This is a genomic window from Rhodococcoides fascians A25f, assembly GCF_000760935.2.
Lineage (GTDB): Bacteria > Actinomycetota > Actinomycetes > Mycobacteriales > Mycobacteriaceae > Rhodococcoides.
This window is the reverse complement of record NZ_CP049744.1, coordinates 5,407,923-5,426,363: the sequence shown is the minus strand read 5'-3', so window position 1 is coordinate 5,426,363 and position 18,441 is coordinate 5,407,923. Positions and strand designations below refer to the sequence as shown.

The 18,441-nt window shown below is 63.9% G+C and carries 16 protein-coding genes; 10 read left to right on the top strand and 6 right to left on the bottom strand.

Translation table 11 applies throughout. The features are described 5' to 3' along the window. Positions 1 to 14 precede the first annotated feature (14 nt). Genes BH93_RS25445 through BH93_RS25425 form a run of 5 tightly spaced genes read left to right on the top strand, consistent with a single transcriptional unit; the run spans position 15 to position 5,323 of the window. Positions 15 to 1,040 (top strand): sugar-binding transcriptional regulator, encoded by a 1,026-nt coding sequence (locus BH93_RS25445; RefSeq protein WP_037171081.1) that lies wholly within the window; start codon positions 15 to 17, stop codon positions 1,038 to 1,040. Then, a complete protein-coding gene (locus BH93_RS25440) occupies positions 1,037 to 2,389 on the top strand; it encodes an ABC transporter substrate-binding protein (protein WP_230592636.1) in 1,353 nt (450 codons plus the stop codon). The genes BH93_RS25445 and BH93_RS25440 overlap by 4 nt, the downstream gene beginning before the upstream one ends. Next, positions 2,386 to 3,336 carry a carbohydrate ABC transporter permease gene (locus BH93_RS25435; RefSeq protein ID WP_032405242.1) on the top strand — a complete coding sequence of 317 codons (951 nt, stop codon included), beginning with the start codon at positions 2,386 to 2,388 and terminating at the stop codon, positions 3,334 to 3,336. Before BH93_RS25440 ends, BH93_RS25435 begins: the two co-directional genes overlap by 4 nt. Then, complete coding sequence (locus BH93_RS25430) at positions 3,336 to 4,205, top strand: carbohydrate ABC transporter permease (RefSeq protein ID WP_037171082.1); 870 nt, start codon at positions 3,336 to 3,338, stop codon at positions 4,203 to 4,205. Before BH93_RS25435 ends, BH93_RS25430 begins: the two co-directional genes overlap by 1 nt. An 11-nt stretch (positions 4,206 to 4,216) precedes the next feature. Continuing rightward, entirely contained in the window at positions 4,217 to 5,323 is a 1,107-nt protein-coding gene (locus BH93_RS25425; RefSeq protein WP_032374789.1) for an ABC transporter ATP-binding protein, read from the top strand. Here the strand turns inward: BH93_RS25425 and BH93_RS25420 are convergent. Beyond that, the gene (locus tag BH93_RS25420) at positions 5,320 to 5,793 is read right to left on the bottom strand and encodes a DUF3995 domain-containing protein (protein WP_197914497.1); all 474 of its coding nucleotides are present in this window, start codon (positions 5,791 to 5,793) and stop codon (positions 5,320 to 5,322) included. The two genes, BH93_RS25425 and BH93_RS25420, sit on opposite strands and share 4 nt — an antisense overlap. 104 nt (positions 5,794 to 5,897) lie before the next feature. Between BH93_RS25420 and BH93_RS25415 the strand changes: the two genes are divergently transcribed. After that, the gene (locus BH93_RS25415) at positions 5,898 to 7,586 is read left to right on the top strand and encodes an AMP-binding protein (protein ID WP_037171161.1); all 1,689 of its coding nucleotides are present in this window, start codon (positions 5,898 to 5,900) and stop codon (positions 7,584 to 7,586) included. Between the two features lie 68 nt (positions 7,587 to 7,654). Here BH93_RS25415 and BH93_RS25410 read toward each other — a convergent pair whose 3' ends face one another. From BH93_RS25410 to BH93_RS25400, 3 genes are all read right to left on the bottom strand, one after another. Further along, positions 7,655 to 8,467 (bottom strand): alpha/beta fold hydrolase, encoded by an 813-nt coding sequence (locus BH93_RS25410; protein ID WP_371832078.1) that lies wholly within the window; start codon positions 8,465 to 8,467, stop codon positions 7,655 to 7,657. A 37-nt stretch (positions 8,468 to 8,504) separates the two neighbouring features. After that, on the bottom strand, positions 8,505 to 10,106 hold the full coding sequence (locus BH93_RS25405) for an ABC-F family ATP-binding cassette domain-containing protein (protein ID WP_037171083.1): 1,602 nt from the start codon (positions 10,104 to 10,106) through the stop codon (positions 8,505 to 8,507). A 133-nt stretch (positions 10,107 to 10,239) separates the two neighbouring features. Continuing rightward, positions 10,240 to 10,785: a hypothetical protein gene (locus tag BH93_RS25400; protein WP_037147341.1), complete on the bottom strand. Its 546-nt coding sequence runs from the start codon at positions 10,783 to 10,785 to the stop codon at positions 10,240 to 10,242. An 89-nt stretch (positions 10,786 to 10,874) separates the two neighbouring features. Between BH93_RS25400 and BH93_RS25395 the strand changes: the two genes are divergently transcribed. From BH93_RS25395 to BH93_RS25385, 3 genes are all read left to right on the top strand, one after another. Then, the gene (locus tag BH93_RS25395; RefSeq protein WP_037171084.1) at positions 10,875 to 12,704 is read left to right on the top strand and encodes a penicillin-binding transpeptidase domain-containing protein; all 1,830 of its coding nucleotides are present in this window, start codon (positions 10,875 to 10,877) and stop codon (positions 12,702 to 12,704) included. Between the two features lie 94 nt (positions 12,705 to 12,798). Then, positions 12,799 to 14,460, top strand: coding sequence for an NTF2-like N-terminal transpeptidase domain-containing protein (locus tag BH93_RS25390; RefSeq protein ID WP_197914710.1), 1,662 nt, complete (start codon positions 12,799 to 12,801; stop codon positions 14,458 to 14,460). Positions 14,461 to 14,491: 31 nt separating this feature from the next. Then, entirely contained in the window at positions 14,492 to 15,238 is a 747-nt protein-coding gene (locus BH93_RS25385) for a sulfite exporter TauE/SafE family protein (protein WP_037171085.1), read from the top strand. A gap of 26 nt (positions 15,239 to 15,264) precedes the next feature. Here the strand turns inward: BH93_RS25385 and BH93_RS25380 are convergent, their stop codons facing one another. After that, complete coding sequence (locus BH93_RS25380) at positions 15,265 to 15,951, bottom strand: TetR/AcrR family transcriptional regulator (RefSeq protein ID WP_037171086.1); 687 nt, start codon at positions 15,949 to 15,951, stop codon at positions 15,265 to 15,267. After that, positions 15,948 to 16,859 (bottom strand): fumarylacetoacetate hydrolase family protein, encoded by a 912-nt coding sequence (locus tag BH93_RS25375; RefSeq protein ID WP_037171087.1) that lies wholly within the window; start codon positions 16,857 to 16,859, stop codon positions 15,948 to 15,950. Before BH93_RS25375 ends, BH93_RS25380 begins: the two co-directional genes overlap by 4 nt. A gap of 182 nt (positions 16,860 to 17,041) precedes the next feature. Here BH93_RS25375 and BH93_RS25370 point away from each other — a divergent pair, with 182 nt between their 5' ends. Continuing rightward, positions 17,042 to 18,439: an alpha/beta hydrolase family protein gene (locus BH93_RS25370; RefSeq protein ID WP_037171088.1), complete on the top strand. Its 1,398-nt coding sequence runs from the start codon at positions 17,042 to 17,044 to the stop codon at positions 18,437 to 18,439. Positions 18,440 to 18,441 lie beyond the last annotated feature (2 nt).

Below are 18,441 nucleotides of genomic sequence, written 5' to 3'. Positions count from 1 at the left end.
GTTAGGGAGGCGTCATGGACGGATCGGAGCCCAATGGGGCAAAGTCCACGCGGTCCGGAGAAGATCTCCGGCTGGCTCTGCGCGCCGCCACCATGTACCACCTCGAAGGTGCGACGCAGGCCGAGATCGCCGTGAAGCTGGGTGTCTCGCGCCCGACCGCAGGACGGTTGGTCGCACGGGCCCGTTCCCAAGGGCTCGTGACGATCGAGATCAACGTGCCCGACGATTTGCAGGGCACCGTGCACGCGGACGTCGAGCGTGAGCTCGAGGCGCAGTACGGACTCACCGAGGTACTGGTCGTCTCGGACGTCATCGACGGAACGGACGCCGGCTACGGGTCTCTCGGCCGTGCGGCAGCGACGTTGCTCTCCCGTCGACTCAAGGATCAGGACGTTCTCGGTTTCACCTGGGGTCCCGAAACGGTGGCCGTCGCGAGTTCGCTCAAGACCAGGTCCACCAAATGTGCTGCGGTGGTGCAACTCGACGGTTCCATCACCTCGGCCGACTATCAGACCGGTGTCGAGTACACACTCGGGCGGTGCGCTGCCTATCTGCAGGCGACGCCCATCCGGCTCAATGCTCCGTTGTACGCCGACCAGGCGACAGTGGTTGCGCTGGAGCAGGATTCCGTGATCTCTCGCGCCCTCAAAGCCGGGGCCGATGCCGACGTGATGATGTACGGCATCGGTCCCGTTTCCACCTCCACCACGTTGTTCGAGGGCAGCTTCATCGACCTCGAGGTTCTCGACGAAGTGCGCCGCCTCGGCGCGGTGGGCGAGATCGGCGGGCGGTTCTACGACGCCGACGGTCAGGACACCGGAGGATCGCTCCCCGGCCGAACCGTGTCGGTGGGGCTCGACGCCATCAGGGCGTGTGACCGGGCTGTGCTCGTCACCGGTGGACAACGTAAACACGAGGCGCTGCTCGGTGCTCTGCGCGGCGGACTGGCCTCGATCCTGGTGACCGACATCGAAAGTGCACGTTGGCTCGTTGCGCAAGCTCCTGCAACGGCAACCTCCAATGGAAGGGTATTTCAGTGAGGGTTTTACCGAAAGTGGCTGTCGCGGCCTCGCTCGCGACAACCTTGGTGCTGTCCGGATGTGCCGGAGCCGGCTCGTTCGGTGGTGACGGTGATGGCAAGACGATCACCGTTGCGATCGTCTCGAATTCACAGATGTCCGATGCCATTTCCCTTGCTCCGGAGTTCGAGGCGGAGAACCCGGGCATCAATCTGAAGTTCGTGTCGCTGTCCGAGAACGAGGCGCGGGCGAAGATCACCGCCTCGGTGGCCACCGGCGGTGGTGAGTTCGATGTGGTGATGATCAGCAACTTCGAGACCCCGCAGTGGGCGGAGAACGGGTGGCTGACCAATCTGTCCGAGTATGCCGACGCCACACCGGGTTACGACGAGGACGACTTCATTCCCACACTGAAGGAATCACTGTCCTACGAGGGCAGCATGTACTCGGTGCCGTTCTACGGTGAGTCGTCGTTCCTGATGTATCGCAAGGACCTGATGGAGGCCGCCGGCATCACGATGCCCGAGGAGCCCACCTGGCAGCAGGTCGCCGATGCTGCAGCGAAGCTCGACAGTCCCGATGTGTCGGGCATCTGCCTGCGCGGAAAGCCCGGTTGGGGTGAGGTTCTGGCACCACTCGACACCGTCATCAACGCCTTCGGTGGACGGTGGTTCGACGAGAACTGGAACGCCCAGCTCAACAGCCCAGAGGTGGAGCAGGCCGTTCAGTTCTACGTCGACCTGGTCCGTGAGCACGGGCAAGCCGGTGCAGCGACAAGTGGTTTCAGCGAGTGTGGAACGCAGCTCTCGCAGGGAAACACCGCGATGTGGTACGACGCAACGTCCGCGGTGTCGGTGTTGGAGGATCCCACCTCGAGCAACGTCGTCGGCAAGATCGGCTACGCCAAGGCGCCGTCGGCAGCCAAGGGCGACAACGGGTGGCTGTACTCCTGGGCACTCGGTATCCCGAAGACATCCGAGAATCCGGACGACGCCTGGAAGTTCGTCTCGTGGATGACCAGCAAGGAGTACCTGAACAAGGTGGGCAACGAGTTGGGTTGGGAACGGGTACCACCCGGTAGCCGCCTGTCCACCTACGAGATCCCCGAGTACGAGGAAGCATCCGCGGCTTACGGCCAGGTCACCCTGGATTCGATCAACGGTGCCGACCCGAACAACCCCACGGTGGATCCGGTGCCGTACACCGGTGTGCAGTTCCTGACCATCCCCGAGTTCCAGGACCTGGGAACCCGTGTCAGCCAACAGATCAGCGCCGCAGTGGCAGGACGAATCAGCGTCCACGATGCGCTCGAACAAGCGCAGCAGTACGCCGAAGTGGTCGGCAAGACGTACCAGGAGGGCCAGGGATGACCACCACCGAAACACGATCGGCGCAAGCCGATTCCGAGGAATTCGTACCGAGACCCAGGACGATCTCGAAGGCGGAAGGGTGGCGTCGCCGCGGCCCGCTGCTGCCGGCCATGGTGTTCGCCATCCTGGTCACCCAGGTTCCGTTCCTGTTCACGCTGTACTACTCGACGCAGTCGTGGAACCTCGTTCGACCGGGTTCGCAGAAGTTCAACTGGCTCAACAACTACGTGGCGGTCTTCCAGGACAGTCAGTTCCGTGAGGTCGCCCTCAACACGGTGATCATGATCGTCGGAACCGTCATCATCTCGGTGGTTCTCGGGTTGTTCCTGGCTCTGCTGCTGGACCGGAAGTTCATCGGCCGCAGTCTGATCCGCACGCTGCTGATCACGCCGTTCCTGATCACCCCCGTTGCCGGCGCGTTGATCTGGAAGACCACGATGTTCGATCCGGTCTTCGGCCTGATCAACTTCGTCCTGAGCCCGTTCGGAGTTGATCAGATCGACTGGGTCTCGCGTTACCCATTGCCCGCCGTCATGGCGAACCTGATCTGGCAGTGGACCCCGTTCATGATGTTGCTCATCCTCGCCGGCCTGCAGTCCATGCCCAAGGACATCGCCGAGGCGGCACGGGTCGACGGTGCGGGCCCGGTCAAGCTCTTCCGTGAGCTCACCCTCCCGCATCTGCGCCGATTCATCGAGCTCGGTGCGGTTCTCGGAGCCATCTATCTCGTCAACACCTTCGACGCCGTCTACATGATGACCTCGGGTGGACCGGGTGTCGCCAGCGCGAACCTGCCGTTCTACATCTATCAGCGTGCGTTCCTCGGCTTCGACATCGGGCAGGCCGCCGCCATGGGTGTCGTCACCGTCGTGGCCACCATCATCGTCAGCACCCTGGCGCTGAGACTGATCTTCAAGAGCTTCAGCGGAACCGAGGAGGCTGCGTGATGAGCACCGCAACTGTAGACAAGAAGTCGACCGACGCCGCGCCGATCAAGCGCAAGAGCAAGTGGGGACCGGGCTCGATCTGGTCCTTCGTGGCCTGGGTCGCGGGTATCGCGTTCTTCTTCCCGGTGCTGTGGATGGTCCTCACCGGCTTCAAGCAGGAGGCCGACGCCTACTCCGATCCGCCCAAGCTGTTCTTCACGCCGACCCTGGATCAGTACCGCGGCGTGCTCGAGAGCGGCATCGGCACCACCTTGCTGAACTCGGCGTTCGCGACGGTCGTCTCGACGATCTTCGTTCTGCTGCTGGGTGTTCCGGCTGCCTTCGCACTGTCACTGCGACCGGTCAAGAAGACGAAGGACGTGCTGTTCTTCTTCATCTCCACCAAGATGCTCCCGGTCGTCGCGGCGATCGTCCCGCTGTACGTCATCGTCGGCGACATCGGAATGTTGGACAACATCTGGACCTTGGTCGTGCTGTACACCGCGATGAATCTTCCCATCGCCGTGTGGATGATGCGCTCGTTCTTCCTCGAGGTGCCGAGCGAACTGCTCGAGGCCGCGAGTATGGACGGGGCATCGCTGTGGACCTCGGTGCGCGAGGTGATCCTTCCGCTCGTCTCGCCCGGTATCGCGGCGACGTCGCTCATCTGCGTCATCTTCTCGTGGAACGAGTTCTTCTTCGCGGTCAACCTCACTGCCGTTCAGGCCCAGACGATTCCGGTGTACCTCGTCGGATTCATCACCGGCCAGGGCCTGTACTGGGCCCAGCTTTCCGCTGCTGCGACGTTCGCAGCACTTCCCGTCGTCCTTGCCGGATGGTTCGCGCAGAACAAGCTCGTGCGCGGTCTGTCCTTCGGCGCAATCAAGTAGGAGAAAGTCTCATGGCTGCAATCACGTACAAGAAGGCATCCTGCGTCTACGAAGGTGCCGACAAGCTCGCCGTCGATTCACTCGACCTCGACATCCAGGACGGCGAATTCGTCGTTCTGGTCGGGCCTTCCGGCTCCGGCAAGTCCACCGCTCTGCGCATGCTCGCCGGCCTCGAGGAGATCGACGGTGGTGCCATCGAGATCGGTGGCAAGAACATGGTGGGTGTGCCGTCGAAGGACCGCGACATCGCGATGGTGTTCCAGAACTACGCCCTGTACCCCAACAAGACCGTCGGGGAGAACATGGGCTTCGCCCTCAAGATGCGCGGTGTCTCTCTCGAGGAGCGCACGAAGAAGGTGGCCGAGGCCGCGAAGATCCTCGACCTCACCGAATACTTGGACCGCAAGCCCGGAAAGCTCTCGGGTGGTCAGCGTCAGCGAGTTGCCATGGGGCGCGCAATTGTTCGTGAGCCGCAGGTGTTCTGCATGGACGAGCCGCTGTCCAATCTCGACGCAAAACTGCGAGTCCAGACGCGTACGCAGATCGCGGCGTTGCAGCGCCGGCTCGGCACCACGACCGTCTACGTCACCCACGACCAGGTCGAGGCCATGACGATGGGTGATCGTGTTGCCGTGTTGCGCGGCGGCAAACTGCAGCAGTTCGCCTCTCCCACAGACCTGTACGACAACCCCGTCAACGCATTCGTCGCCGGCTTCATCGGTTCGCCGGCGATGAACCTGATGACGGTGCCCATCGGCTCGGGTGGCGTGCAGATCGGTAGCTTCCTGCTTCCCCTCGAACGCGACGAGCTCACCAAACTCGCGAGCCTGGGTCTCGACAACGTCACCGTCGGGCTACGCCCGGAGCAGCTCGGCATCGTGCACGGCGGCGGTGAAGGCTTCGAGGGCAAGGTGGATCTGATCGAGGAACTCGGCAGTGAGTCCTACCTCTACGCGCACCTGGACGACCCGAAGGTCAAGGGTCTCGACGGGGGACCCGTGTCGCTGGTCGCCCGTTCGGCAGTGCGCGCACCGGCCAAGATCGGCGAAAGCATCGGCCTGACGCGACTCGACGGTGCGATCCACCTGTTCCACCCGGAAACAGGGGAGCGCATCTAGCGCGGTTGGTACGCGGCTTTTCTGGACAGGATCAGTGCCGTCAGAAGCGCTGCGCCCCAGAGCAAGAAGATGCCGTCGAAAAACAGGTGGCCGTATTTGACGCTTCGGTTCTCGTCCGAGGCGATCAGGCCGATCACCGCACCGACGAACGATGCTCCGCCCCAGAGAATCAGCAGTACAGAGCCGGGCCAGGATATGCCGAGGATCAATGACGGCACCCAGGTCCGGTTCTGTGCGGCCAGGCGGGGCCGGTTCATGTACGCGAGGGCCGGAAGAATTGCCGCTGCGAGTTTGACGAGTGCAAGCACCAGCAGTGCCGTTCGTGCCGATGTCGGTTCCGAGTCGACCCACTCCGTCGCGAAGGCTCCCACCGTGTCGAGCATCCATCGGCCACCTGCAGCCCAATAGGCGGAAAACGCGGCGTGGACTATCCCCAGTGCACATGCGATAGCGAAGTATCTGATGGTCACGGTGATCGAGGCTAGCCGAGTTGCCACCCCCGTTCAGGGGTAGCGAGGGATTGTTCATCTCCCTTACCGTGGCGGTGATGGGCATCACAGGCGCAGGAGGAAACATGGCCGAATCGGCGTACACGGCATTCAGGAACGCTCGCGATCTACTGCTCGACGCGTACGGCGACTACGACCGAGCCGTCGAAACTTTCGAGTGGCCATCGTTCGGCGATACCTTCAACTGGGCGATCGACTGGTTCGACGCGATCGCCCGCGGCAACGACGGCACCGCGCTGTGGATCGTCGAGGAGGACGGCAGCGAGGCCAAGTACAGCTTCGACGACATCGCGCGGCGCTCGGACCAGGTTGCCCGGTGGCTCGAGCAGCAGGGGATCGGTCGCGGCGATTCGGTGATCCTGATGCTGGGCAACCAGGTCGAACTCTGGGAGTCGATGCTCGCGGTGATGAAGCTGGGTGCGGTGCTGATGCCGACCACCACGGCCATCGGCTCCAGCGATCTGACCGATCGGGTGGTGCGCGGCAATGCCCGCGCCGTGATCGTGAACCCCTCGGACACCGGCAAATTCGACGACGTTCCCGGTGACTACCTGCGCATCGCGACCTCCGCACACGAAGGCTGGCTCGATTACGCCGATGCTCGATCCGCGGAGGCGCGGCCGTTCGAGTCCGTCACTGCACCCGACGACCGCCTGTTGATGTACTTCACCTCCGGCACCACCAGCAAGCCCAAGCTCGTCGAACACACTCAGATCTCCTATCCCGTCGGACATCTGAGCACCATGTACTTCCTCGGGCTTCGTCCGGGCGACGTGCACCTGAACATCAGCTCGCCCGGTTGGGCCAAACATGCGTGGAGTTGCTTCTTCGCGCCGTGGATCGCCGAGGCGACCATCTTCATCTACAACTACGGCAAGTTCGACGCGTCGGCATTGCTCGAGCAGATCCGACGCGTCGAAGTGACGACCTTCTGTGCGCCACCGACCGTGTGGCGCATGCTCATTCAAGCTGACCTCACCGGCGGTGGGGGTTCACTCCGTGAGGCAATCGGTGCCGGTGAGCCACTCAATCCGGAGGTGATCTCCACGGTGCAGCGGGAGTGGGGCCTGAACATTCGCGACGGATTCGGGCAGACGGAAACCACTGCGCTGGTGGCCAATACACCCGGCGCGATGCTCAAGTCCGGTTCCATGGGCCGGCCATTGCCCGGAGTGCCGGTGGTGATCGTCGACCCCACCACCGGTGAACTCGCCGACGAGGGTGAGATCTGCCTCGACCTGGCGCAGAATCCGTTCAACCTGATGACCGGCTACCTCGGGGACCCCGAGCGCAACGCCGCTGTCATGGCCGACGGCTACTACCACACCGGCGACGTGGCATCGCGGGACTCCGAGGGGTACATCACCTACGTCGGCCGCACCGATGACGTCTTCAAGGCCTCCGACTACAAGATCTCCCCGTTCGAGCTCGAAAGCGTTCTCATCGAACACCCCGCAGTGGCCGAGGCTGCAGTGGTGCCCGCTCCCGACGAGACGCGACTGGCCGTCCCCAAGGCGTATGTGGCATTGGCGTCGGGCTGGGAACCCAACGAGGACACGGCATTCGAGATCTTGAAGTATGCCCGGGAGCACCTGGCCCCGTTCCTGCGTGTCCGGCGTATCGAGTTCTTCGAGCTGCCGAAAACCATCTCGGGCAAGATCCGCCGAGTGGAATTGCGTGCCCGCGAGGACGCTGCCGTGGGACCACTGGAGACCGAGTGGCGTGACGACCAGTTTCCCGCGTTGAAGAGGTGATGTGAGCGTCCACTATTTGCTGTGGGAGGCGGAATCCCGTCTCTCGAGGTGAATTGTGGACGCTGACGTCACCTGTCCCAGAACCGTTCGAGGACTCCGAGCACCTCTGCGGACGCGGCCATCGTCGTCGCGTGATCGAATCCGCGGATGACGTGCAATTCGGAGTTCGGAACCAGCGCTGCGGCTGCCCGTGTGTCGTCGAGTCTCGTACCGTCCTGGCTGCCGACGTAGAACAGCGAGGGTTGAGTGAATCGCTGCAGCGCCTCGTCGGGTAGTCCAGGATCGGCATCGCAGGCACGGATGTACGCGGCCAAGGCCTGAGCATCGTTGGCGGAGAACACCGCTCGCGTTCCGGCGTCGATCGGGAACATGCGGTGGCTGGTCCAGACTTCGAGAAATCCGTCCATGCCGCGCTGCTCCAACACATCTGCGCACCCAGGGAAGAAGAGGCGGTCGAACGCGCCTGCCTGAGCGCCGTGACTACCGCCGCCGACGGCCAGTGATCGCACTCGCTCGGGCGCTGCCGCCGTCAACGCCAACCCGGCCCGTGCCCCGAACGAATAGCCGAGGTAGTCGACTGTCTGTGCGCCTACCGCATCGAGTACCGCCGTCAGATCGCCGACGATGTTGCCCATCGCATAGGCGTCGGGAGTATGCGGCTTCTCGCTGCGGCCATGCCCGCGACTGTCGATCAGAATCAATTGCCGACTTCCGCGCAACGCCTTCACATAGCCGAACGTCCGCCAAATCGTGTGCGTCAGAAAACTGCCGTGCACCATCAACAACGGCGGCCCGGACCCCACCACCGTGTATGCGATCCGTGTCCCATCGTCTGCATTCGAGGCGTACTCCACCCCGCGATTGTCTTCCTTCGAGTCCACTCAACGTGACATTGACCCCCGAAAAGGCCACCAAAAGTCACATTGAGACCCTACGGGTGGGCGCTTCTGCGGCGGACTCGGCGATTGGGGTGAGGTCGATCGTGCGGGTCGGGCCGATGGCATCCAGGAACGGCCGATCGTGGCTCGCGATAATCAGCGCACCCTCGAATGTCTCCAAGGCTTCGATGAGGTGTTGCCGGCTGGCGATGTCGAGGTTGTTGGTTGGCTCGTCGAGCATCAGTAGTTTCGGAGCAGGCTCTGCCAGGAGGATTCGCGCCAGTGCAGCCCGCAGTCGTTCTCCACCGGAGAGGGTGGCGACGACGGCATCGGCGTCGGACCCGCGGAACAGGAATCGGGCGAGTTGTCCCCGGATCTGTTCGGCCGTGGCGTGCGGTGCCACGTCGGCGACGTTCTCGGCAACGGTGCGGGATTCGTCGAAGACGTCGAGTCGCTGCGGTAAGTACTTCCACGGCACCACTGCGCCGGCCGCATTCAGAGTGCGCAACAGGGTGGTCTTGCCACTGCCGTTCGGCCCGATCAATGCGATGCGCTCAGGGCCCACGATGTGCACGTCCTCGTGCGTCAGCACCACCTGCCCGGGATGAACTTTGGTTGCCGGGAGGTCGACGCGGATCTCGCGGTCGTCGCGGAGCAGGTCCTCGGCCGCGGACAGGGACGACCGGGCATCGTCGACGCGATCGTTGTGGGTACCGTGGAGCTTTCCGGCCGATTCCTGGGCGGCGCGTTTTCGCGCACCCATGATGATCTTGGGTTCGCGTTTCTGCTCTTCCATCTTCTTGCCGTAGCGCAGACGCCGGTCGAGTTTGATTCGTGTGTCGATCAATTCGCGTTCCTGCTTGCGGACGTCGTTCTTGGCATCACGGACCGTCGCTCGTGCCGCATACTGCTCGGCGTCGACGACCGACCGATAGTGCCGATAGTTGCCGCCGAACATGCGCAGCCGCGAGACTCCGCTGCGCTCGGCCCGCACCTCGGCGACGGAGTCGACCCGCTCGAGCAGTTCCAGGTCGTGGGTGCAGACGATCAGCACACCCGAGTAGCCGTCGACAGCTGTGTACAAGCGTTCTCGCGCAACCCGATCGAGGTTGTTCGTCGGCTCGTCCAGTAGCAGAACATCGGGTTCGCCCAACAACTGCGCGGTGAGAGCCAACAACATGGCTTCGCCGCCCGACAGGGTGCCGACTCGTCGATCGAGGTCATCGATCGAACCGACGATATTGCCGAGTCCGAGCTTGTCCAGCAACGCCAGTGCGCGCTCCTCGATATCCCACGCAGATCCGACGACGGTGAAGTCGTCCTCGGTCGACATCCCGGATTCGATGCGGTGCAATGCTTCTCGGATATGGTCGATGGCCAGCACCGAGTCCACTGGGAGATCGGGATCGAGTGCGACGTCCTGGCGCAGATAGCCGAGTACGCCGGGAATCGAGATCGAACCGTGTTGCGGCGTCAAATCTCCGGCGAGCAACTTCAGCAGTGTCGACTTACCGGCACCATTGGAGCCGATGAGACCTGTTGTGCCGCTGGGAAAGATGGCCGACAAGGCGTCGAACACGGGGTCGCCGTCGGGCCAGGAGAACGTCAGGTTCGAGACAGAAAGGGAGGATGAATGAGGCATGGGCGCTCCAAAGGTGTGCATGCGGACGATCTGCAGGCGTCTAGAACCTTTGGAAGAGCAATGGCCTCTCCGAATCTGTGGGCAACAAGGCAAGGATCACGGTAACCCCGAGCCTGACGTTCGCGCAATCGAATTAGACCGACGGCCCCTTCTTGCGCAGCTCGTCGACCGTCTCCATGGCGCCGCGGAGCTCGTCCAGCCATTCCTGGGTGTGTTCGCCGACCAGCTTCACGGCCCAGGCCAACGCATCCGCGCGGGAGCGAGCGACCCCGGCATCGACGAGGGTGTCGAGGACGCGACGCTCGGGCTGACGCAGGCGCGTCATGACCGGAACGGCGAGATGGGTGAACAGGACGACCTCAGATTCGGTCCGAACTCCCCACGCGACCTTGCGGCCGTATCGCTTCTCGGCCTCGGCTGCGATCTGGATGCGGTCACCACGGGTCGTTTCCCGAAAGCGAGCGATGCGGCCCTCGACGGCGGCGGGTGAACTGTCCTGTTCGGCGGGCAGGGTGCCGACGACGAGGATCTCCTCGCGATCGACCTCGATCGAGGCGTCCCCGTCGAACCAGCTTTCGGGGAGTCTGCCGCCGAACCACTCGGCTGCATCGGTGGCATTCGGGATGTCTGCGTGCTGCCAGCCGCCGGGGCGTCCGAACGAGCGTCCGTTGGGTTTCATGAGGTCTCCTCGATGCGAAGTAATACTGATTACATGATTACTCGCATCTTCGGGATCGCGCCACCATCGGTTCGTCGGTGGCCTGGGGCATGATCGACTCCGTGCGCACAACGACAAGACCGACGACTCTGGCCGCGATCGTGTCCGTACTGGCATTGGTGCTCGCCGCCTGCGGTCAGAGTGGTCCCGATCAGCCGCAGACGGTCGCCGAGCAGTTTGCGGCCGCGGTCAACAGCTCCAACATCGAGCAGGCGGCCGCGCTGACCACCGATCCGGCCGGAGCGACGGCAGCGCTCACCGCGTTGTACGACGGGCTCTCGGGCGGCGGAACGGTGACGGCCACTCCGGATTTCGAGGCTGTCGACGCCAACGAGGATGCCGGCACGTTCACGTTGAACGCCGGCTGGCGTTTCTCGACGACCAGCGACGGCACCGCCGAACCGGACGGTGAACCGAAGGAGTGGAACTACACCACGTCGGCCACTGCAGCCGAGACCCAGCAGGGGTGGAAGATCACCTGGGATCCGGCGATGTTGGTGCCGGGCCTGACGGCCGACTCGTCGGTGCGATTCACTCCGACCGATGCTCTGGTGGCACCTCGTATCTTCGACGGCAACGGCGTCGAGCTGATGTCGCAGCAGGTGGTCACCCTCGTCAACGTCGATGCGACGGCCGATCCCGTAGCTGTCGCGAACCTCGTCGGATCCGTCGTTCCGGGTATCACGGCCGAGTCCGTCGCATCGAGTGTTGCTGCTGCACAGGGTAATTCAGCCACGATAGTCTCCCTCCGCCAGTCGGATATCGACCCCATCGGTGCCCAGCTCGCCACCATCCCCGGAGTCACGCTCGCGCCGCAGACGCGATTGTTGGCCACCGATCGCAACCTCGTCTCGCCGGTGCTCAGTGATCTGACGACGCTGTGGGAGCAGGAGCAGGCCACCAATCGTGGCTGGGCGATCCAAGCGGTCGCAGCCGATGGCACCGTCACCCAGCTCGCCGGACGCGATGCAAGCACCGGCGAGGACATCGCGACCACCGTCGACTCGGCGCTGCAACTCAAAGCCGAGAACGCCCTGGCGTCGTTGCCACAGCAGGCTGCGATCGTCGCGCTTCGGCCGTCGACGGGAAATGTTCTGGCCGTTGCCCAGAATGCCGCCGCGGACGCCGAGGGCCCGATCGCCTTGACCGGCCTGTACCCGCCGGGGTCGACGTTCAAGACGGTCACCACCTCGGCTGCCCTGCAGTCCGGTGCCGTCACCCCCGATACCGTGCTGCCGTGCCCGGCGACCGAGAACATCGAAGGCAGGCAGATCCCGAACGACGACAACTTCGAACTCGGTGACGTGCCGCTGCACACCGCGTTCGCAAAATCGTGCAATACGACGATGGGCCGCCTCGGCGTCGCACTCCCGCCGAACGGTCTGACCGACGCGGCGGCGCAGTACGGCCTCGGCGTCGACTACGTCACCCCTGGCCTGACGACCGTCACCGGCTCGGTGCCGTCGGCCGACACCCCGGCGCAGCGCGTCGAATCTGCCATCGGCCAGGGCCAGGTGACCGCGTCACCGTTCGGGATGGCGCTGGTCGCATCGTCCATCGCCAATAACGGCTTGCTTCCGCCGACGGTCGTCGCAGGTAAGCCCGGCGTGGGCAACATGCAGCCGGCAGCAGTGAACCCGCAGGTCACCGAGCAACTGAAGACGATGATGCGCGAGACCATCACCGGCGGAACGGCCACGGCGCTGAATGACATCCCCGGGTTGCTCGGCAAGACCGGAACCGCCGAATTCGGTGCCAACAACGAAGGCGCTCACGGTTGGTTCGTCGGAATTTCCGGCGATCTTGCGTTCGCGGTCTTCGTGAACAACGCGGGCAGCTCGACGCCGGCCATCGAAGCTGCGGGTCGCTTCCTGAGGTAGACCGGCCAGGACGTATCTCAATCGTGACCGGCTCGTATGAATACCGTGCTTGTTACTCGTGTGACTACAGTGAATATTGTGACTCATGAGTTCTATGAGTCGTGTCCGAGGTGGCCCGCGCAAGGTTCGCGGTCGCTACCTCGTCGCTGTGGCAGCCTCGGCGACATTGACGGTCTCGGCCGCGTTCTGGATGGTCGATCGGCCACCGAGCGAGGCCGAAGTGTTGGTCTCGAAGTTCGTCGATGCGCTGGACAACCGCGATGTCGCGGCCGCCGCCGCGCTCACGACCTACCCGAACGCCGCGACAGCAGCTCTGAACCAGATGTTCGACGGCTTGTCGGCCGACGGCACGTCCACCGGCGATTTCGACCTGACCCAGTACATGGACCTCTCCGACGAGAGCGGCTTCTTCACTCTGGCGTCGGCGTGGAACTTCGGCGAGGGCAAGGATTGGAAGTACAGCGCTCAGGGCTCGACCAAGAAACTCAGCGTCGGCTGGCGCATCGCGTGGGATCCGGCCACCCTGGTGCCCGACCTCACCTCAGGTGGCTCGGTCCGCTACACCCGCACCGACGCCGCGCCGCCGTTGATCTTCGACGCCGCGAACAACGTGCTGATGAGTGAGCGGACCATCAACGCCATCTCCCTCGACCCGGCGCAGACGAGTGATCCGGTTGCGTCTACGACGCAACTCGCCGACATCATCGATGTCGTCGCGCCGCTCATCACCTCCGAATCGATGTTGGCGGAGCTGAATTCGGCCGGCGGTGCGCCGATCACCGCGGTGACTCTGCGCGACGACGACTTCGCCGTTCTCGAGGACGATCTGCGCGCAGTGCCGGGTGTGGTGGTCTCCCCGCAGCCGAAGCTCATCGTCGACGACCGGCGCATCACCTCACCGGTGCTCGATTCTCTGCGCACCGCTTGGCAAGCCGGCCGCGACGCCACCGCGGGCTGGGCCGTGGACACCTACACCGTCGACGGAACCGGCGAGCGACGCGTCGGATTCCAGGGGCCGGGTGGGCCGGATCTGCACTCGACGCTCGATCCGCGCGTGCAACTCGCGGCAGAGAACGCTGTGGTGATGGCGGGGACGTCCGCGTCGATCGTGGCGTTGTCCACCTCGACCGGCGCGATCATCGGTGCGGCACAGAACAGTTACGCCAACGAGCAAGGAGACGTGGCCTTCGGTGGTTCCTACCCGGCCGGCACCGCGTCGGATCTGGTCAAGGCCGTGCAGTCCGATCGTGGTGACGACAGTGGCGAGGATGCAGCCGCGCGGCTCGGCCTGGGAATTCACTACTCCATGCCCGGGCTCGACGCCTACACCGGAACTCCCGCCGGAAGTCGTAGTGCAATCGACGGCATCCGCACCGTGTCCACGGCCTCCGGGGACGAGGCGACCGTGACGCCGTTCGGACTCGCGCAGATGGCAGCCGCGATCTCTCGGGGCAGCGCACCGACCCCGATGATCGTCGCCGGACAGACTGCGGTCGCCGATCGCGAAGCCGAGCCGATCGGAACGGACGCGACAAACCGGTTGCGCGGCATACTTGCCGACTCGTCGAGCAGCAGTGGCCTCGATACGTTCGATGGTGTCCAGGGCTTCGCCGGGGAAAGCGGCGACGATCGCTTCGTCCTCGCCACCAGTGGTGACGTCGCCTTCGCGGTGTACATCGAGGACGCGGACGGTGGAGATCAGGCAGTGCGCATGACGAGTCGGTTGCTGCAGGAGATGGCGAACCCCGTCGAGTAGTCAGGATCGTTAGTCACGGTAGTTTTGTTCGGTGACTGTGCTCGATTTCGGACTACTGGTGGTGGCCGGGTTCTTCGCCGGCCTCATCGGGTTCGTCACCGGGCTTGCTTCGCTCGTCTCCTATCCGGCGCTGCTGGCGGTTGGTTTGCCCGCGGTGTCGGCGAACGTGACGAACACGGTGGCGCTCGTCGCTGCCGGCGTCGGAGCGACGGCGAGTTCCTCGGCCGAGCTGGCCAAGGACGGCAAGCAGCTTGTTCGCTACGCGATCTACTCCGCGCTCGGCGGCACCACTGGCGCGATCCTGTTGCTCAACACGCCTGACGGTTCGTTCGAGGTAGTGGTGCCATTTCTGGTGGCGATGGCGGCCGTTGCACTGCTGCTGCAACCGAGCATCCGAAAGTTGTCCGGAGGCAAACAGTTTCCGACGCTCTACCCCTTGGCGCTGTTCGCCGTCGCGATCTACGGTGGCTACTTCGGTGCCGGAGCCGGCGTCATCTTCCTCGCGCTGGCGCTGATCTGCACGTCGGATACCTTCTGGCGCGCAAGCGTTCTGAAGAGCTTCTTTCTCGGCATCGCCAATCTCATTGCTGCGATCATCTTTTCGTTCTCCGGCCAGGTGCACTGGCTGGCCGCGCTCGCACTCGCGATCGGGTGCTTCGTCGGCGGAGCCTGCGGGCCACCGACGGTCAAGGTGATCTCGCCGATCATTCTGCGCATCGGTGTCGGAATTCTGGGTCTCGGACTCGCCGGATGGCTGGGCTACCAGGCGTTCGGCTGAGTGACTCCTTCGCCGCGGTACGACGATCAGCCGGACGCAGAACGGGTGACCGTCGCGGTGATGCCCCCGTGGGCGAAGCGCAGCAACGCTCGGTGCCGTTCGTCCATGTCGCGCGCATGCATCCGGCCCTCGGTGAGACTGTCGAGTCGGAGATTGTTGGAGTAGGTGTGCATCGCGGCGGCGACCAGATGTAGGTACGCGTCGTGAATTGCCACCTCGTTCGCGTGTGGGAACAGTGCGCGCATCCGGGTCATGAAATCGGTGGCGATGGCGTTGAAGTCGTCGACGATCAGACGACCGATCGGGTTGCCGGAGTTGGAGAGTTGAGCGATGAGCCGAAAGTAGTTGTCCCATCCGGGAGCACCGGCACGGCGACGCATCGGTTCGGTGAACGCCTCGATCAGTGCGCGTAGACGTTCGGGCTTGGTTCCACGCGTCGGTAACGCCGACAGGTAGGCGCGCCGATCGTCGTTGAGAGGGCGGATGCGCCGCGCCAGCACGGCCTGAAAGAGTGCTTCTTTACCGCCGAATTGCTCACTGACCGAAGCCAATCGGGTGTGTGCGCGGTCGGTGATATCGCGGACACCGACACCGAAGTAGCCGCGGTCGGCGAAGAGTTCCTCGGCTGAGTCGAGCAACCGGGTCTGCAGTTCGGCGCGATTGGCGTCCCGTTTCGAGCGAGCAGGCGGGTCTTCGGGGGCGGAGAACGTCACGAATCGAGTATGACGTGGCTGATGCTGCCGATCCCGTCGATGCTGAGTTCGACGGTGGACCCGGGGGTGAGCCAGTGTCCGGTTTCCATCCCGCTGCCGCCGGGCAGGGTGCCGGTGGCGAACAATTCACCGGGCCGGAGTATCTCGCTGCGGGATGCATGCGCCAGGACTTCCCCGATGGTGTGCTGCATCCCGGCGCTCGAGACGGTGGACACTGTGGTGCCGTCGATGGTGACCGTTCCCTGCAAGGAGTCGATGGTGGGCAGGATTTCGTCGGCGGTGACGGCCACCTCCGAGAGCGAGGTCGCGAAGTGTTTGGACTTCTGTGGCCCGAATCCGCTGTCCATCTCGGAGCGCTGGACATCACGGGCACTGAAATCGTTCAGGACGACGAACGCTCCGATGGCGTCGAGAGCTTCGTCCGCGGTGGCGTCGAACAAAGTCCGTGCCAGGACGAAGCCGATCTCGAGTTCGTAGTCCAGTGCTTTCGCATAGGACGGGGTAGCGAGCGCAGTCCCCGAAGGGACGAAGGTGAGCGCATTGGACATGTAGTAGATGGGCTGGGTGTAGAACAGCGGCTTGGGGCGCAGCAGCGGAAAGGGCCGTCGGGTCAGCGCTTCGACGGCGGCAACTGCCCGGCTCTGCTTCGGATGGAAACGCCGGAGCAAGCCCCGACTTGCGTCGAGAACATGTTGTTCGTAGAGCATGAAATCTCGGAACGACGCCGGTTGGAACGGTAATACCAGCGCACTGTGCTCGAGGTGTTCATCGGCGCGGGCCAGTTCCCACTCGGAGTCGAAAACGCTCCCGCCCAGGGCCGACCGGTCGAGTGTCGGCTGCCAGGACTCACCTGTGGTCGAACTCTGCAACTGCAGTCCGTCCGCGGTCCGTATCCGTCGCAGTTTCACCGCACCATTCCTTTCGATGACGGAACGAGTGTTCCGTATAGGGCGGTTCGATTCTAGCCTCGGAACGATCGTTCCGAAAGAGTGGAGGGTCCGAATGCAGGAAGTGGGAGCCCTCACCGCCGCAGTTCGATTCGCCCGTCGTAATACGAGCATCACCAACAGGATCTGACGGAAAGACCACGATGACCGGGGCCAATGTGTTGCAGAAGATGTTCGTCACCGCCTGCGCCATCACGCGCACCACCGATTTTGCGGCGCGCGCGACCGGCGTGGCACCGTTTCTGCCCGCGCTGTTCGCCCTGCGCTACGCCAACATGGGCGGGCTCGACCGCACCGAATTTGCCCACCAGTTGAGTGGCATTCGATCGTTCCGAGATGACCGCTGGTGTGGTTACTGGAACAGCATCGCGTCCAGTCATGCCAACCATGCCACCGGACTGCTCCGCGACCTCGCCGCCGACACCTCCGGAACCGTCCCGGATATCGGCACACCCGCGACCGTCACAGACGGTGAGGCCCTCGCCGATCTCGCCGATCTGATTGCCCCCGCAGCGGCACTGTTTGCCGACCACGGTCCACAACCGAGCTCGAGCGCAATCACCGACCTGGTGACCACCCACGCACCCGCGGTCGATCGACTCCGTGCCACGACAGCCTTCCGGGCACTCGACGCCTGGGTGAAGGCCATGACTTTTTACCAGGTCAGTGCCTTTCCCGGTCACAGTGAGCAGCGTATGCAAGCCTATGGGCGCTCACGAGAGCTGTTCGACGTCCTCATCAGCGCCGTGGCCCCACTGCTGAACCTCACCGTCGAGCTCGTCGAGATCGCAGTCTCCGGCGGGGAAACCGTCGCCGGCTATCTCGTTCTGCCGCCCGGACCGGGACCCCACCCAGTTGTGCTGACCACCAACGGGCTCGAGGGCACCGCCCAGGAACTGGCGATACCGCAGCTGCGATATCGCAACTCGGACATGGCGATGTTCCTGATGGAGATGCCCGGCAGCTACGCGTACACCAAGCCCATGGGCCCGGAGTCCGAAGCGATTTATCACGAGGTCATCGACCGCCTAGTGGCCGACGATCGACTGGACCCCCAGCGGATCGCCATGGTGGGGGTCAGCTTCGGTGGATATTGGACCGCCCGCCTGGCCGCCACCGACCACCGCATCGCCGGTGCCATCGCGTGCGGAGCACCTACGCACCGCTCATTCACCGGTGGGGCGCTGGGGACGCCGCAGATCATTCTCCACGCACTCGCCGAAACACTCGGCGCTCGACATCTACTGGACCTCGAGCGCAAACTGTCCGCTCTGTCCATCCAGGACCGTTACTCCGACATCTCGATGCCGCTGCTGGTGATCAACGGCGACAACGACACCCCTGATGAGCACCCAGGACAGCGTCGACCTCGCCGACACCGCTCCGAACGGCGCAGTGATCCTGTATCCCGACGACGATCACTGCGCTATGGGGCATTACCGTCAGTGGCTCGACGAATCACAACGCTGGCTCACCGAACTCTTTCCCTCCCCGAAGATGTAGCCGAGGGCTTCATCTTGTTCACCTCCCGGGTCGGCTGACG